This is a genomic window from Methylobacterium sp. AC433, from assembly GCF_979253015.1.
Window position 1 is genome coordinate 59,177 of the sequence record NZ_CEEDBN010000015.1, and the last position, 14,781, is coordinate 73,957.

Annotated in this window: 13 protein-coding genes and 1 pseudogene; 8 read left to right on the forward strand and 6 right to left on the reverse strand. The window is 70.9% G+C overall.

All coding sequences use genetic code 11. The features are described from left to right. Nucleotides 1–43: 43 nt before the first annotated feature. Nucleotides 44–391: a hypothetical protein gene (locus AC0IWM_RS18710; protein ID WP_471757405.1), complete on the reverse strand. Its 348-nt coding sequence runs from the start codon at nucleotides 389–391 to the stop codon at nucleotides 44–46. Between the two features lie 2 nt (nucleotides 392–393). Between AC0IWM_RS18710 and AC0IWM_RS18715 the strand changes: the two genes are divergently transcribed. The 4 genes and pseudogenes from AC0IWM_RS18715 (at nucleotide 394) to AC0IWM_RS18730 (ending at nucleotide 3,504) form a co-directional block, all read left to right on the forward strand. Beyond that, nucleotides 394–636, forward strand: coding sequence for a hypothetical protein (locus tag AC0IWM_RS18715; RefSeq protein WP_471757407.1), 243 nt, complete (start codon nucleotides 394–396; stop codon nucleotides 634–636). Nucleotides 637–912: 276 nt separating this feature from the next. Next, nucleotides 913–1,554: pseudogene (locus tag AC0IWM_RS18720) on the forward strand (DUF4142 domain-containing protein). A gap of 126 nt (nucleotides 1,555–1,680) precedes the next feature. Continuing rightward, a complete protein-coding gene (locus tag AC0IWM_RS18725; RefSeq protein ID WP_471757409.1) occupies nucleotides 1,681–1,938 on the forward strand; it encodes a hypothetical protein in 258 nt (85 codons plus the stop codon). A gap of 786 nt (nucleotides 1,939–2,724) precedes the next feature. Beyond that, nucleotides 2,725–3,504: a response regulator transcription factor gene (locus AC0IWM_RS18730; RefSeq protein ID WP_471757411.1), complete on the forward strand. Its 780-nt coding sequence runs from the start codon at nucleotides 2,725–2,727 to the stop codon at nucleotides 3,502–3,504. Nucleotides 3,505–3,592: 88 nt separating this feature from the next. On the opposite strand, the gene AC0IWM_RS18735 is transcribed toward AC0IWM_RS18730, so the two are convergent. Beyond that, on the reverse strand, nucleotides 3,593–4,141 hold the full coding sequence (locus AC0IWM_RS18735) for an acyl-CoA thioesterase (protein WP_471757413.1): 549 nt from the start codon (nucleotides 4,139–4,141) through the stop codon (nucleotides 3,593–3,595). Between the two features lie 722 nt (nucleotides 4,142–4,863). Between AC0IWM_RS18735 and AC0IWM_RS18740 the strand changes: the two genes are divergently transcribed. The 4 genes from AC0IWM_RS18740 (at nucleotide 4,864) to AC0IWM_RS18755 (ending at nucleotide 9,492) form a co-directional block, all read left to right on the forward strand. Beyond that, nucleotides 4,864–5,772: a LysR substrate-binding domain-containing protein gene (locus tag AC0IWM_RS18740; protein ID WP_471757415.1), complete on the forward strand. Its 909-nt coding sequence runs from the start codon at nucleotides 4,864–4,866 to the stop codon at nucleotides 5,770–5,772. Between the two features lie 153 nt (nucleotides 5,773–5,925). Beyond that, a complete protein-coding gene (locus AC0IWM_RS18745; protein ID WP_471757417.1) occupies nucleotides 5,926–7,119 on the forward strand; it encodes a CaiB/BaiF CoA transferase family protein in 1,194 nt (397 codons plus the stop codon). 8 nt (nucleotides 7,120–7,127) lie between these two features. After that, complete coding sequence (locus tag AC0IWM_RS18750; protein ID WP_471757537.1) at nucleotides 7,128–8,060, forward strand: hydroxymethylglutaryl-CoA lyase; 933 nt, start codon at nucleotides 7,128–7,130, stop codon at nucleotides 8,058–8,060. 109 nt (nucleotides 8,061–8,169) lie between these two features. After that, a complete protein-coding gene (locus tag AC0IWM_RS18755) occupies nucleotides 8,170–9,492 on the forward strand; it encodes an MFS transporter (RefSeq protein WP_471757419.1) in 1,323 nt (440 codons plus the stop codon). Between the two features lie 40 nt (nucleotides 9,493–9,532). Here the strand turns inward: AC0IWM_RS18755 and AC0IWM_RS18760 are convergent, their stop codons facing one another. The 4 genes from AC0IWM_RS18760 to AC0IWM_RS18775 are packed head-to-tail and all read right to left on the reverse strand — an operon-like array spanning nucleotide 9,533 to nucleotide 14,774. Next, a complete protein-coding gene (locus AC0IWM_RS18760; RefSeq protein WP_471757421.1) occupies nucleotides 9,533–12,616 on the reverse strand; it encodes an efflux RND transporter permease subunit in 3,084 nt (1,027 codons plus the stop codon). A gap of 48 nt (nucleotides 12,617–12,664) precedes the next feature. Then, nucleotides 12,665–13,903, reverse strand: coding sequence for an efflux RND transporter periplasmic adaptor subunit (locus tag AC0IWM_RS18765; RefSeq protein WP_471757423.1), 1,239 nt, complete (start codon nucleotides 13,901–13,903; stop codon nucleotides 12,665–12,667). Further along, nucleotides 13,900–14,538: a TetR/AcrR family transcriptional regulator gene (locus AC0IWM_RS18770; protein ID WP_471757425.1), complete on the reverse strand. Its 639-nt coding sequence runs from the start codon at nucleotides 14,536–14,538 to the stop codon at nucleotides 13,900–13,902. Before AC0IWM_RS18770 ends, AC0IWM_RS18765 begins: the two co-directional genes overlap by 4 nt. Nucleotides 14,539–14,540: 2 nt before the next feature. Continuing rightward, nucleotides 14,541–14,774: a hypothetical protein gene (locus AC0IWM_RS18775; RefSeq protein ID WP_471757427.1), complete on the reverse strand. Its 234-nt coding sequence runs from the start codon at nucleotides 14,772–14,774 to the stop codon at nucleotides 14,541–14,543. Nucleotides 14,775–14,781: the final 7 nt, after the last annotated feature.

Sequence of the window (14,781 nt, forward strand, 5' to 3'; positions counted from 1 at the left end):
TTGCGTGACATGGTGGCGTCAGGCGCGCGGGGCCGTCGACCGCTCAGGCCGAACGGCCAGGACCGACCGACGAGTCCCGATCCGCGTCGAGCTGGAGCATCAGCTCGGCCAGACGCGGGTCGAGAGGCTCGTCGATGACAGGCTCGTAGAGGGCTTGCAGCTGGCGGCCGAGACGAAGCCGGGTGGCCTCGTTCAGGGTCGGCAGGGATATCTCCTCGGGACGGCGATGCCGTTCATGCTCAAGATCGCTGGCCATGAGCCTCATGTGGCGGACGAACGGTTGCCGGCAATGGGCGAACCCGTCCTTGACCACACCCTTTCGCGCCGCGCCCCGGCCGGAACCCTCGGCACCCGCCCCCGGTTGGCGGCTGACGACAACCGGAGGATCCATCCATGAAGACCAGTCTCGCCTGTACCGTCAGCCTCGGTCTCGGCCTCGCTCTCGGCCCCACGGCCCTCGCGGGCACGGCCGAAGCCAAGGGCTGCATCAAGGGCGCCATCGTCGGCGGCGCCGCCGGGCACATGGCCGGGCATGGGAAGATGGGTGCCGCCGCCGGCTGCGCGGTCGGGCACAGCAAGGCGAACAAGAAGAATCAGCAGCAGGGCGGCGGCCAGCAGGCACCGCAACAGAACTGAGGCGCAGGGCCGGGCACCCGCCGCATCGGGCCTGGACAGGACAGGAACCGGAGGAGCCGAAGAGGTTTCTCCGGCATCTTCCGCAGTGTTCCGCAAGACTTGGTTCCTGGCAAGATCTCGCATTCCGCAAGATCTGACATTCCGCAAGACTTGGGACAGGCGCTTCACAGAGCGACGCAAGTCCGGGAACATCGCTTCCGAAAAACCGGTTCCCGGTGACGTGCCCTAAGCCGTGCGCCGCTGCCCGGGTGCCCCCCCTTCGCCTGGCGCACCCCGATGCATCGTCGCGATTTCATCGTCAGCATGCTGACGGCCACCGCGGCCCTCGCCGTCACCCGCACGGCGGTCGCGCAGCCGACGCCGGCCGGCACCATCCCGACGCCCGTCTACCACTACATGGCGACCAAGGGTGGCCTGTTCCTGGAGAACGCGGCGTGGGACACCTTCGACAAGACCAGCAATCCGCGCGTGAAGAAGTTCTCCCGGGCCGAGCTGGTCGAGCAGGTGAACCTGTTGAGGAAGCTCGCGCCCTATACCGGTGGCATGCAGCCGCGGCGGCCGGCGCGCATCCCGGCCCAGGTGGACTGATCGGCGGCCTCGTGGCGGCGCCCCTCGCGGTCGCGGGCGGCGAGGGGCGCCCTCGGCGCCCGCCCGCCGGACGGCCTGACCTCGGACGAGCAGAAGGCGCAGATCCTGTCGCAGCTGTCCGGGCTGCAGCCCGGCCCGCAATACGACGCCGCCTTCGTCAACGCCTCGCGGCAGGGACACCAGGAGGCCTACGCGATCCACGGCTCCTACGCGGAGACCGGGGAAGATCCTCAGCTCCGCACCATAGCCCGCGGAGCCATTCCGCTCATCCGGCTTCACATCTCACAGCTCACCAAGATGCAGGGCATGATGGGCAGCCAGGCTGGCTGAGGCTGACACCATCCGGGCGCGGCGGCCGTCACGAGGACCGATCGCGCCCCTCTCGAGAACACCGAGGCCCGACGAGTCCGGATCCGCCTTAAGGATCTGTGCAGCAGGACCGGTTAAGGTCCGACGATGCGCTACTCACCGGCGGCCGGCCTTCTTCTCTTTGCCTCGCTCTACGCTGCCGCGGCGTCGGCGGGTCCCCTCGATACCTTGATGGGCCTGCCCGACGCGCCGGACGTGGTGGCCGGAGGGTCCTTCGGCCCGAACGGGAACGACTACTTCGGCGACATGCGCCTGCGGCGCCCGAGTCCGCGGCCACTCGCGGACCGGTACGCCCGGGTCAGGCCGCGGCCCGCCAAGACCGACAGGCCGCGCCCGAAATCCTGAGGCGGCACGGAACCGAACATCAAGAAACCCGCCGCGGCCGGAGCCGGGCGGGTGAGGTGTTCGCCTTGGGAGGAAAGCGTCCCTCTTCCTACCGGGTCCCCGCGGCAAGACCACTTCGTTTGGCGCGGGTCTGGTATGCCAGAACCGTGCGGAACGCCCCGTCCTGCTTCCGCCCATCCTATCCGGCGAACGGAACGCCCGCGCGTCGGTAACCCTGCCGTCGAAGCCACCGGCACGGAGAGAGACGAACTCGGTCGTTCGGCACCGTCACGGTCCATCGCGTGCCCTTCACCGCGCCAGGAAGGCGGCCTTTCGCGGGCCGCGGCAACGCCCCGATCCATGTCGCCCTCGAGGGAGCGCCCTCCGGGCTGGCGCCTCCTGCGAGCCATGGGTGGTGACCGCCGCCCCTGGGTTGATCCGCGATGGAGCGTCGCGTGAAACCTGTCCGATCGGGGTCGTGCCGACTGGGGTGCGTAGCGAGGTCTGGAACTTGCCTTCCGGTGACCGAACCGGTTCTTGGCCGGTCGTTCACAAGATCTTGATCCGTAATCCGAAGTCTGAACTCAAACGTGGATCGAACGCAGCCCCGCAACCCGACGCTCCTCGACAGTCAAAAAAAGTACGTAGATGTTATCAAAAGTGAAGTCCGGATTACTTCTTAAGTAACGGGTTGTAATCAATTGGTCAGCGTTGTAACTGAGCAAATTATCGTGTCGGCTGTCTTCGAATCTCGGGATCGCCAGCGAGTCGGGCCCACGTGAATGATCGCAAGGGGGAGACCACGCTATGTCACTCGCCGCAATCGAACCGGGCGCTTCCGTTGCGAGCGATGAAAAGTCGACTGTCGTCGTCATCGACCCCCGGATCCTGTTCAGAGAAAGTCTGATCTCCCAGATCCAGAAGAATGCCGGCGCTCCTCACGTCCTGGGCTTCTGCACCGTCGAGCTCTGGCAGAAGGAGGCCAGGGAGCGTCCGCCGGCCTCGGCCATCGTCATCGCGGCGACCCACCGCAGCATCGCGCAGATGGAGGGCGAGCTGGACATGCTCGCCACGGCCAGCCCCGGCGTCCCGGTCATCCTGCTGTCGGAGATCGAGGAATACCACCAAGTCACGGAGGCGATGCGGCGCGGCCTGAGCGGCTTCATCCCGATGACGAGTTCCGTGAAGGTCGCCCAGAGCGCGATCGCGCTGGTGCTGGCGGGCGGCTGCTTCGTTCCGTCCGGCATCCTCTGCACGCCCCCCACGCGCCCGGCCGCGGAGGCGCGCGGACGCGGGTCGATCCGGCTGACCGAGCGTGAAGCGGCCGTGCTCAGCGTCCTGCAGATCGGCAAGCCGAACAAGGTGATCGCCTACGAACTCAACATGTGCACCAACACGGTGAAGGTGCATGTGCGCAACATCATGAAGAAGCTCCAGGCCAAGAACCGCACCGAGCTCGCCTATCTGGTCAACACCAATGGCGTGGTGTCCTGGGCGCCCCAGCTCGGCGGGGCCTGGTTCCACGCGCGTCCCTCCGCCGAGCCCGCGAGCGCCGCGCAGCCACCGGCCCCGCCGCAGACCTCCTGACGCGGGGCCGGGCACCGCCTCGCCCGCATCCGGAGGATCGAGCCCGCCCATGGAGGGCCGCGGCTGCGTCCGAAGCTCCGGAGGCCGTTCAGGCCGATGCGGTCGTTCCCCGCAAGGCCTGCTCCGCGGCCAGGAAGGCCTCGACCTCGGCGGGCATCGGCTGCGCCTCGGCCGCGATGCCGATCGCCGCGAGCAGGTTCCGCATCGGTACGTAGCTGCGCCGCCGACGGTCGTAGAGCCCCGCCTGCACCAGGGCGATGGCCGCGACCGTGCCGGTCTTCCGGATCACCAAGCGGTGCTCGATGACGAAGCGGGCTTCGTCCCAATGCGCCAGTCGGGTCTCCAGGTCGAAGGCCTGGAACGGCCGGAGCTCGCGGCGGAACCGGATCTGGCCGGCGCTCACCACCGGGGTCCAGCGCCGGCGCAGCACCGAGCGCCACAGGCCGGAGGCGAGCATGAGATCGGCCCGGCCGAGATCCATCAGGGTCCAGTAGCGCCCGTTGTTCATGTGCAGCGACGTGTCGAGGTCGTGGGGCCAGACCCGGAAGCCGAGGCGGGAGACTCCGAAGGGCAGGGCGAGTCGCGGCCGCCGCCACGCGGTCGCGACGAGCCAGAGGAGACGCAGCCAGAGGTTCATGGGGGTCCTGGATCGGGGCTATCGGCACGTCCGGATTGGCAGAACCCCGGCGCCTGCGCCAGCCTCCGGCACCGCCGGGAACCGCGCCGTCGAAACGGGGATCGCTCAATGGGCGCCGCCGCGTGGGCGCCGCTTCGACGCAACCGGGGCGGGCTCGGACGCTCCGCCGACGCCTATTCTCGGCCCTTGGGCAGCTATTCCGCAACATCGCGTTCCGGAGCATCCATGCGTCATCGCCGATCTCGTCACAGCCTCGCCGCGTTCTTCGCGACGCTCGCTCACGTCGCACGAGCGGGCGCCCCCCCTCGCCATCGACGGCGGTGCCCCGGCGGCCCGGTGGTCTGGGGCGTCGACAGCGCGGTCCTGACCTCGCGACCCCCGTGCGGGCGGTTGGTCGTGGTCGCGCCGGCGCTCCCGAACCCGTAGGTGGCCGGCCCTCCGGAGATGCGCTGGCGGCAGGCCCGACGGCGGACGAGGGTCGGCTCCTCGAGCAGCTGGGGCCCTTCGCTGCCCCTGGAGCGCGAAGGCGAGGCGCTGCTGCGCCCGCGCGAGCGGGAGGAGTCCCGGCGCAGGTCCCTCGGCTCCCTGTCCCGGCGCCGAGGGAGACGCCGCTCCGGGCCGAAAGCCGTCGCCGGGCTGGTCCATCGCGCCCTTCGGCGCTGTAGTCTCGCCGGGGCCTTCGGCGCGACGCGCGCCGGTCGGGGCCGGTGAGAGGGATGGACATGCTGGCCCCGACGCTCCTGCGGCGCCTCGATCCGACGACGCTGCGCCTGTTCGTGGCGATGTGCGAGGACGGCACCCTGACCCAGGCGGCCCGGCGTGCGGCGATCGCCCCGTCCGCCGTCAGCAAGCGCCTGGTCGAGCTGGAGCAGAGCCTGGGCGTCCAGCTGATGACGCGCCAGGCCCGGGGCATGGTCATGACTCCGGCCGGCGAGACCCTGCTCCATCACGCCCGGCGCATGCTGCACGACGTCGAGCAGATCGTGGTGGAGCTCGCCGAGCACGCCAAGGGCGTCCGGGGCATCGTGCGGATGTTCGCCAACCTGTCGGCCATCGTGCAATTCCTTCCCGAGGACCTGCGCGCCTTCCTGGCGCGCCAGGAGACCATCAAGATCAGCCTGGAGGAGCGCCCGAGCGGCGGCGTGGTGGCCGGTGTCGAGGCGGGTCTGGCCGAGCTCGGCATCTGTTCCGGGAGCATCCCGGCCCGGGATCTGCACAGCGTGCTCTACCGCCGCGACAGCCTCGTCGTCGTCATGCGGCCCGACCACCCCCTGGCGGATCGCCCCGCGCTCGCCTTCCGCGAGACCCTCGACCACGACTTCGTCGGGCTCCACGCTGAGAGCTCGATCTATGCCAGCGTGCGCGGCGAGGCCCAGAGCATCGGCCGTCCCTTGCGCCTGCGCGTCCACGTGCCGGGCTTCGATGCGGTCCTGCGCATGGCCCAGGCCGATATGGGACTCGGCGTGGTGCCGCTCGGGGTCTTCGCCCTCCTCGGAAAGGCCATGGACCTCGCCGCGATCCCCCTCACCGACCCCTGGGCGCAGCGTGAGCTGCGCATCGTCACCCGTCCCGGCGCGCTCTCCCCGGCGGCGAGTCTCCTCGTCGCCAGCCTCACCGCCGACGCGGCCTGAAACCCGCGGCCGTTCTCCGGACGCGAACGGTCATGGCCGAAAGACGGTTGGCCCTCGTCCGCCCTTCGCGGGTATCGATGGGGCAACAGGACGATGGCCGAAGACCATCGCCGACACATCCCGGAGGAATCGTTCATGCCGGAGGAATCGTTCATGGCCGGACCGCTCGCCGGAATCCGCGTTCTCGAACTCGGACAGCTCATCGCCGCCCCCTTCGCCGCCCGCCTCATGGCGGAATTCGGCGCCGAGGTGATCAAGGTCGAGGCGCCGGGGGAGGGCGATCCCCTGCGCAAGTGGCGCAAGCTGCACGAGGGCACCTCGCTCTGGTGGTACCTCCAGTCCCGCAACAAGAAGTCCATCGCCGTCGACCTGAAATCGCCGGAGGGCGCCGACGTGGTGCGCGCCCTGGCCACCAGCGCCGACGTGGTGATCGAGAACTTCCGGCCCGGGGGCCTGGAGAAGCTCGGGCTCGGCTGGGCGGACCTCTCCGCCCTCAACCCCAACCTCGTCATGGTCCGCATCTCCGGCTACGGCCAGACCGGACCCTACCGCGACCGTCCGGGCTTCGGCGCCATCGGCGAGGCGATGGGCGGCCTGCGCTTCACCACCGGCGACCCGGACAGCCCGCCGGCCCGCGTCGGCGTCAGCATCGGCGACACCCTGGCCTCCCTGCACGGCGTCATCGGGGCGCTGATGTCGCTCCTCCACGTCAAGACCGCCGGCGGCAAGGGCCAGGTCATCGACGTCTCCCTGGTGGAGAGCGTGTTCAACGTCATGGAGAGCCTCGTCCCCGAATACGACCTCCTCGGAGAGGTCCGTACCCGGACGGGCGGCGCCCTGCCGGGCATCACGCCCTCGAACACCTACCCGACCCAGGACGGCGGCTACGTCGTCATCGCGGGCAACAGCGACCCGATCTTCCGGCGCCTGATGCAGGCGATCGGCCGGCCCGACCTCGCCGACGACCCGGCCCTGCGCAGCAACGACGGCCGCTCGGCCCAGGCCGCGAGGCTCGACGCGGCCATCGCGGCGTGGTCGGGGTCGCACAGCATCGCGGAGGCGCTAGCGGCCCTCGAGGCGGCGCAGGTCCCCGCCGGGCGGATCTACTCGGTGGCCGACATCGTCGCCGACCCGCACTACCAGGCCCGCGACATGATCCTGGCGACCGAGCTGCCCGGCGGCACCGCGGTGAAGATGCCCGGCATCGTGCCCAAGCTCTCGGGCACGCCCGGTGAGGTGCGCTGGTCCGGACCGGCGCTCGGCGCCCATACCGACGCCGTGCTGGCGGATCTGGGCTACGACGCGGCGGCGATCGCGGCCCTGCGGAACACGGGAGCGGTGGCATGAGCCGCAACATGGGCGACGACGCGCCCCTGATCGTCCAAGAGGTCGCGCCCCGCGACGGCCTGCAGATCGAGCCCGCCTTCGTCGAGACCGCCGACAAGGTCGCGCTGATCGACGCCCTCTCGGCCGCGGGCTTCAGCCGGATCGAGGCGACCTCGTTCGTCTCGCCCAAGGCCGTCCCGGCCCTGCGCGACGCCGCCGAGGTGCTGGCGCGGATCACGCGGCGGCCGGGCACGCTCTACGTCGCCCTGGTGCCGAATCTGAAGGGTGCCGAGCGGGCGCTCGCGGCCCGCGCCGACGAGCTCAACCTCGTGATGTCGGCGAGCGAGACCCACAACCGCGCCAATATGGGCTTGACCCGCGAGGCTTCCCTCGACGCCTTCGCCCGCATCGTCGCGGCGGCCGAAGGCACCGGGGTGCGCCTCAACGCCACCGTGGCCACCGCCTTCGGCTGCCCCTTCGAGGGCGCGCAGCCGCCGGAGCGGGTCCTCGGCATCGTCGAGCGCTACCGCACCCTCGGGATCGACGGCATCACCCTGGCCGACACCACCGGGATGGCCAATCCGCGCCAGGTCGGCACCCTCGTGACCCGTGCCCTCCGGATCGTCCCCGCGGAGGCGCTGACGCTCCATTTCCACAACACCCGCGGCCTCGGCCTCGCCAACGTGCTGGCGGCGCGGGCGGCCGGCGCCCAACGCTTCGACGCGGCCCTCGGCGGCCTCGGGGGCTGCCCCTTCGCCCCGGGCGCCACCGGCAACATCTGCACCGAGGACCTCGTCAGCATGGCCCACGAGATGGGCATTCCCACCGGCCTCGACCTCGACGCGCTGATCGCCCTCGCGCGCGGGCTGCCCGCCCTCGTCGGGCACTCCGTCCCGGGGCAGGTGGCCCAGGCCGGCCGCCCCGGCGAGCTCCACCCGCCGCCGCCCGGGATCGCGGCCTGACGCGCGGCCTCGGCCCGAGGTCGCCCGAACACAAGAGACCGCCCGAATCTGCAAGATCGCCCGACCAAGGGCGGCGCGCCCCATCGAGACGCCTCCAGGGAGAGACCCCATGACCCTCGCCGCCCCGGCCGCCCTCGGCGTGCCCGCAGAGACCAGCGAAGCCGCCACCTACCGGAAGATCGCCTGGCGGCTGATGCCGCTGATCATGGTCTGCTACCTGTTCGCCTTCTTCGACCGCATCAACATCAGCTTCGCCAAGTTCCAGCTCCAGAGCGACCTCGGCTTCAGCAACACCGCCTACGGCCTCGGCGCGAGCCTGTTCGTGGTCGGCTACGTCATCTTCGAGGTGCCCTCGAACCTGATCCTGTACCGGGTCGGCGCACGGCGCTGGATCGCCCGGATCATGATCTCCTGGGGGCTCGCCACCGCCGCCATGGTGTTCATCACCCAGGAATGGCACTTCTACGCCCTGCGCTTCCTGATCGGCGCCATGGAGGCGGGCTTCGCCCCCGGCATCCTCTACTACCTCACCCTGTGGTTCCCGGCCTCGCGGCGGGGGCGCATCACCTCGATGCTGTTCGTGGCCTCGGCCTTCTCGGGCATCTTCGGCGCCCCGTTCTCGGGCCTGATCCTGACCTCGCTCAACGGCGTCGCGGGACTGGCCGGCTGGCAATGGCTGTTCCTCGCCGGCGGCCTGCCCTGCCTGCTCCTCGGCGCCTTGGTGATGAGCCGCTTCGACGACCGCGTCACCGATGCCCGCTGGCTCACCGAATCCGAGAAGACCCTGGTGGCGAGCCAGATCGCCGAGGCCAATCGCGGCATCGGCGACCACTCGCTCCTGGGTGCCATCCGCAGCCCCGGCTTCCTCAAGGTCGGGCTGATCTACTTCCTGCTCCAGATCGGCTCCTACGGCCTGAACTTCTGGGGGCCGGACCTGATCCGCACCGCGAGCGGCGCCAGCACCGGGACGGTCGGGCTCCTGGCGGCCTTGCCCTACATCTGCGGGGCGATCAGCATGGTGGCGATCGGGCGGCTGTCCGACGCCTCCGGCAACCGGCCGAAATTCGTGGCCGGCCTCGCCATCGCGGCGGCCCTGGGCTTCTTCGGCGCCGGCCTGTTCGACCGGCAGATCGTGCCGCTGATGCTGGCCCTCTGCCTGGTCGGGACCGGGATCGTCGCCTCGATCCCCACCTTCTGGACCCTGCCGCCGAAGCTGGTCACCGGCGTCGGCGCCGCCGGCGGCATCGCCCTCATCAACACCCTCGGGCAGTTCGGCGGCATCGTCAGCCCGGTGATGGTGGGCTGGGTGAAGGATCTCACCGGATCGACCACCCCGGCCATCTGGGTGATCGCCGGCCTGTGCCTGACCGCCGCCGCGATCAGCCTGTTCGCCCTGCCGGCCCAGCTGCGCCGCAGCGACCGCCTCGACTGACCCGTCGGGGCGCCCCTGGTCGGGGGCGCCCCGCCTCGCCTCAGGCGTGGGGGAGGGGCAGGGGCGCCTCGTCCGTCGCACCGACGAAGCGGCCGAAGACCCGGCCGAGGACGGCACCGAGGCTGTCCATCAGCAGGAACACCGCCGGCACGAAGACCAACGAGAGCAGGGTCGAGACGATCAGGCCCGAGATCACCGCCACGGCCATCGGCGCCCGGAACTCGCCGCCGACGCCGAGCGCCATGGCCGAGGGCACCATGCCGGCCGCCATGGCGATGGTGGTCATCACGATGGGCCGCGCCCGCTTGCGGCCCGCATCCACGATGGCGGTGACCCGGTCGACGCCGCGGGCCATCTCCTCGACGGCGAAATCGACGAGCATGATGGCGTTCTTCGTCACCAGCCCCATCAGCATCAGGATGCCGATCACCACCGGCATCGAGATCGGCATGTTCAGGATCAGCAGGCCGAGGATCGCGCCGCCGATGGAGAGCGGCAGCGAGAACAGGATGGTGAGCGGCTGCAGGAACGAGCCGAACAGCAGCACCAGCACGGCGTAGACCATCATGATCCCGGCCCCCATCGCCATGAGGAAGCCGGAGAACACCTCGGCCATGATCTCGGCGTCGCCGGTCTGCCGGATGGTGACGCCCGGCGGCAGATTCTTCGCGGTCGGGGTCTCCAGCGCCTGGGCGATGAGGGAGCCGAGCGCGTCGGAGCCCTCCATGTTGGCCTCCACGGCCACGCGCACCACGCGGTCGTAGCGCTCGATGGCGCCGGGCCCCTGGTCGAGCTCGATGTCGGCGACGGCCGCGAGCGGCACGGCGGCGCCGTTCTTGGCCGGCACCTTGAGGTTCTCGAGGCGCGAGACCGCGCCCCGCGCACTCTCGGGCAGCTGCACCCGGATCGGCACTTGGCGGTCGGGCGCGTTGAACTTCGCGAGATTCAGGCCGATGTCGCCGATGGTGCCGACCCGCACGGTCTCGGCGATGGCGTCGGTGGAGACGCCGAGATCGGCGGCGGCAGCCTCCTTCGGCCGGATGCGGACCTCGGTGCGGTTGAGGGGCGCCGTCGACATCACGGAGACGAGGTGGGGAATCGCCGCCATGTCGCGCTGAAGCCGGGCGGCGACCTCCGTGACCACGTCGACGTCGGGGCCGCCGACGACGAGGGCGAGGTCGCGCTGGCCGCCGTCGCGCAGCGTCCAGGAGCGGATGTCGGGCTCCTCCGCGAGCAGGCCGGCGATCTCGGTCTCGATGGCGGCCTGCTTGCGGCCGCGCTGGCTCTTCGGCGTCAGGTTGACGATGAGGGTGGCGAGCCGGGTCTCCTTCTTGCCGCCGGCCTGCCGGCCGCCATCGACGAAGACCGAGACCACCTCGGGCAGGGCCCGGATGCGGGCCACCACCCGGTCGGACACCGCCACGGTGTCGGGGAGCCGCGCGCCCGGCGCGAGCTCGACCATGAACAGCGTGCGGGCATTGTCCTGCTTGGGCACGAACCCCGAGGGCAGCAGACCGGTGGAGGCGAGCGAGCCGGCGAACAGCGCGAGGCCCACGATCAGCGTGACGACGCGGTGGCGCACCGACCAGCCGACGAGGCGGCCATAGGCGCGCATCACCGGCCCCTCGCGCGTCTCCTCATGGCCGTGGTCGCGCAGGAAGTAGGCCGCCAGCAGCGGCGTGATCAGGCGCGCCACCAGGAGCGACATGAACACCGAGACCGCGATGGTCAGACCGAACTGCATGAAGTAGCGGCCCGCGATGCCGCCCATGAACGAGACCGGCGCGAACACCGCGATCAGGGTCGCGGTGATGGCGATGACGGCGAGCCCGATCTCGTCGGCGCCCTCGATGGACGCACGGTAGGGCGATTTGCCGAGCCGCATGTGTCGGACGATGTTCTCGATCTCCACGATGGCATCGTCGACGAGGATGCCCGTCACCAGCGTGATGGCGAGCAGGCTGATCCCGTTGAGGGTGAAGCCCATGGCGTCCATCGCCCAGAAGGTCGGGAAGACCGAGAGCGGGAGGGCGATGGCGGCGATCAGCGTCGCGCGCCAGTCGCGCAGGAACAGGAAGACCACCAACACGGCGAGCGCCGCCCCCTCGATCAGGGTGTGCATCGCCGAATCGTAGGAGCCGATGGTGGCCGCCACCGAGGAGTCGATGGTCTCGAACCGGATGTCGGGAAAGGCGGTCTTGAACTCGGCGATCCGCTTCTCGACGCCGGCCGCGACCTCGGCATCGCTGGCGCCGGAGCCGCGCGAGACCGCGAAGGCCACCACCGGCTCGCCGTTGAAGCGCGCGAAGGTGCGCGGCTCCTCGATGGAATCCTCCAGGGTCGCCAGCTCGTCGAGGCGGACCTTGCGGCCACCGGGGAGCACGATGGAGGTGGCCTTGAGGTCGCGCAGCGAGCGCGAGGCGGCCAGCGTCCGGATCGACTGCTCGCGCCCACCGACCTCGCCGCGCCCGCCCGCCATGTCGGCGGAGGTCAGGCGCAGCTGCCGGTTCACGTCGGCCGCGGTGATGCCCAGTGCCAGCAGGCGGTCGGGGAGCAGGGTGACGCGCATCTCGCGGGCGACGCCGCCGACCCGCTCGACGCCGCCGACGCCCTTCACGCCCTGGAGGGAGCGCGCGACCTTGTCCTCCACGAACCAGGACAATTCGGCCGGCGTCATGCCGGGCGACTTCACGCCGTAGATCAGGATCGGCAGGCCGGTGATCTCGACGCGCTGGATCACCGGCTCGTCGATGGTGCGGGGCAGGTTGATGCGGATCTTCGAGACCGCGTCCTTGACGTCGTTGACGGCCCGGTCGGTGTTCACCTCCAGGCGGAACTCCACCGTGGTGACGGAGGAGCCTTCCGTGATCGCCGAGGTGATGTGCTTGACCCCGCGCACGCCGGCGATCGAATCCTCGACCCACTTCGTGACCTGGGTCTGGAGCTCGGCGGGAGCCGACCCGCTCTGCGTGATCGTCACCGAGACGATCGGCACGTCGACATTGGGCATCCGCGTGACCGCGAGGCTGCGGAAGCTGACGAGGCCGAGCACGATCAGCACCAGGAACAGCACGAGGGGCGCGATCGGGTGGCGGATCGCCCAGGCGGAGATGTTCAGGCGCATGCGGCGACTCGGTGAAGCCTTGTTCTCAGGAGGCGAGGCGGCACCCGGTCAGGGCGTGCCGGCCTCGGCGGTCTCGCGCGGGGAGGGGGCGGCGGCCACGGCCGGCTCCGGCACGGCCAATGCCACCGGGCGGACCCGGTCGCCGTCGCGCAGGAAGCTGCCGGCGCGCGCCACCACCCGCTCGCCGTCGGCGAGGCCGGCGCGGATCTCGATGTCGTCCTCGTCGGACAGGCCGGTGCGGACCTCGCGGGCCTCGACCACGTCGTCGGCGACCACGAGGACGGAGCTGCGCTTGCCCCCGCCGTAGAGCACGGAGGCCTGCGGCACGGTCACGCCGCGGGTGCGGGCGAGTTCGACGGCGCCCCGCGCGAAGGTGCCGATGCGCAGGCGCGGGTCCGGCTCCAGGCGGATGCGGACCTTGCCGAGGCGGGTCGCGCGGTCGACCTCCGGATAGACGGTCCGTACGCTGCCGGTCAGGCGAACGCCGTCGCCGAGGTCGATCCAGGCCGGGGCGTTCTCGCGCAGCTGCGGCAGCTTGGTCTCGATGACCTCGCCTTCGAGTTCGATCTCGCCCCGGGCGATCAGGCGGAACAGGGGCTCGGCCGAGGCCGAGGCGGCCAAGCCCACGCGGGCGGTGCGGCGGCTGACGATGCCGGCCTCCGGCGCGCGGATCTCGGTGCGGGCGAGACGCAGGTTCAGTTCCTCCAGGACGGCCCGGGCCTGGGCGAGGTCGGCCCGGGCGATGCGCAGGCCGTTGCGGGCGAAGGCGAGCTTGCCCTCGGCCTGGCGCAGGCTGGCGGTGCGGCCCTCCATGACGGCCGCGGTGGCGTTTCCGGTCTTCAGGAGCTGTTGGGCCCGCTCATAGGAGAGGCGCGCCTCGGTCTCGGCGGCCTCCGCCTGCTCGATGCTGCTCTGGGCCTGCGGCACGGCGGCCTCGGCCTTCTCCACCAGTGCCGCCTGCTGGGCGAGCTGGCGGTCGATCAGGTCGCGCGAGAGGCGGGCGAGCACCTGGCCGCGGGCCACCCGCGCGCCTTCCTCGACCAGCACCTCGGTGACCCGGTAGCCCTCGATCTCGGGCGTCACCAGGATCTCGTCGCGCGGGACCAGGGTGCCGGTGACGACCACCGACTCGACGATCTCCCGCCGCTTGGCATCGACCACGCTGATCGTCGGCACGAGATCGGCTTTCGCCGGCGCCGGGGCGGGGCTCGCCAGCACCGGCGGGGCCGGCAGCCCAAGGGCGAGGGCCAGCAGGGCCGTTCCGAGGACGAAGCGCGGATCGGTCATCGATGGAACTCCGGGGCGGCCTCGGGGATGGCGGGAAGCCGGCCGTCGAGCCCGGCTTCGATGAGGGCGCGGATCTGCGCGACGGCGCCGGCCATGTCGAAATCCGGCAGGATCGCCCGGCTGGCGACGACCCCGGTCATCTGGGGCGCCAGCAGGGCGTAGAGGGCTGCAGGCTCGCAGGCGGGCGACGTGGCGAGCGCCGCGAACGTATCCTCGAACCAAGTCCGGGTTTCCGTTTCCGAAGCCTCGGTCAGATCCGCAATGGCCGGATTGCGGGTTCCTTCCGACCAGATTTCCAGGCGCAGGATCGCCTCGTCCCGGGTGAGGGTGCCGAAATACTGCTCCAGGACCCCGAACAGCGCGCTGCGCCGGTCGCCCTCGCGCTGCAATTGCGTGACGAGGAGGGCGCCCCCCTCGCGCTCGCGCTGCACGAGGCCCATCACCAGGGCCTCCTTGGAGCGGAAGTAATGGTAGAAGTTGCCCGCCGTCATGCCGGCCTCGCGGGCGAGGTCCTGCATCGTTGTCCGGTGGAACCCGTGGCGCACGAAACAGGCGCTGGCAGCGTCGAGGATCTGTTCCCGGCGCGCGGCCTGGCTGGCGCGGGCGTCGATGAGGCTGCCGACCGGCGAGGCCATCGTCAGGAGACCTTTCCATCCGACGCCGGCGCGACCACCCGGCAGGCGGCGATCACGGCGTCCGCGTCGGCGCAGAGGCGGGCCTGCCAGCCCACCGAACCGTTGCCGGTCCAGGCGATCAGGGCGGCCCAGCCGAGCACCAGCACGGCCCCGAGCAGCAGGTGCTCCGGCGCCCAAAGGGCCCGCGCCTTCCGCACCAGCGCCTGGAACGGTACATCCTCGTGGGTGCGCTGCATGGCATCC

Coding starts and splice junctions, on each gene's coding strand:
- AC0IWM_RS18710 (WP_471757405.1), bottom strand. CDS start 391: ATGGATCCTCCGGTTGTCGTCAGCCGCCAACCGGGGGCGGGTGCCGAG.
- AC0IWM_RS18715 (WP_471757407.1), top strand. CDS start 394: ATGAAGACCAGTCTCGCCTGTACCGTCAGCCTCGGTCTCGGCCTCGCT.
- AC0IWM_RS18725 (WP_471757409.1), top strand. CDS start 1,681: ATGCGCTACTCACCGGCGGCCGGCCTTCTTCTCTTTGCCTCGCTCTAC.
- AC0IWM_RS18730 (WP_471757411.1), top strand. CDS start 2,725: ATGTCACTCGCCGCAATCGAACCGGGCGCTTCCGTTGCGAGCGATGAA.
- AC0IWM_RS18735 (WP_471757413.1), bottom strand. CDS start 4,141: ATGAACCTCTGGCTGCGTCTCCTCTGGCTCGTCGCGACCGCGTGGCGG.
- AC0IWM_RS18740 (WP_471757415.1), top strand. CDS start 4,864: ATGCTGGCCCCGACGCTCCTGCGGCGCCTCGATCCGACGACGCTGCGC.
- AC0IWM_RS18745 (WP_471757417.1), top strand. CDS start 5,926: ATGGCCGGACCGCTCGCCGGAATCCGCGTTCTCGAACTCGGACAGCTC.
- AC0IWM_RS18750 (WP_471757537.1), top strand. CDS start 7,128: ATGGGCGACGACGCGCCCCTGATCGTCCAAGAGGTCGCGCCCCGCGAC.
- AC0IWM_RS18755 (WP_471757419.1), top strand. CDS start 8,170: ATGACCCTCGCCGCCCCGGCCGCCCTCGGCGTGCCCGCAGAGACCAGC.
- AC0IWM_RS18760 (WP_471757421.1), bottom strand. CDS start 12,616: ATGCGCCTGAACATCTCCGCCTGGGCGATCCGCCACCCGATCGCGCCC.
- AC0IWM_RS18765 (WP_471757423.1), bottom strand. CDS start 13,903: ATGACCGATCCGCGCTTCGTCCTCGGAACGGCCCTGCTGGCCCTCGCC.
- AC0IWM_RS18770 (WP_471757425.1), bottom strand. CDS start 14,538: ATGGCCTCGCCGGTCGGCAGCCTCATCGACGCCCGCGCCAGCCAGGCC.
- AC0IWM_RS18775 (WP_471757427.1), bottom strand. CDS start 14,774: ATGCAGCGCACCCACGAGGATGTACCGTTCCAGGCGCTGGTGCGGAAG.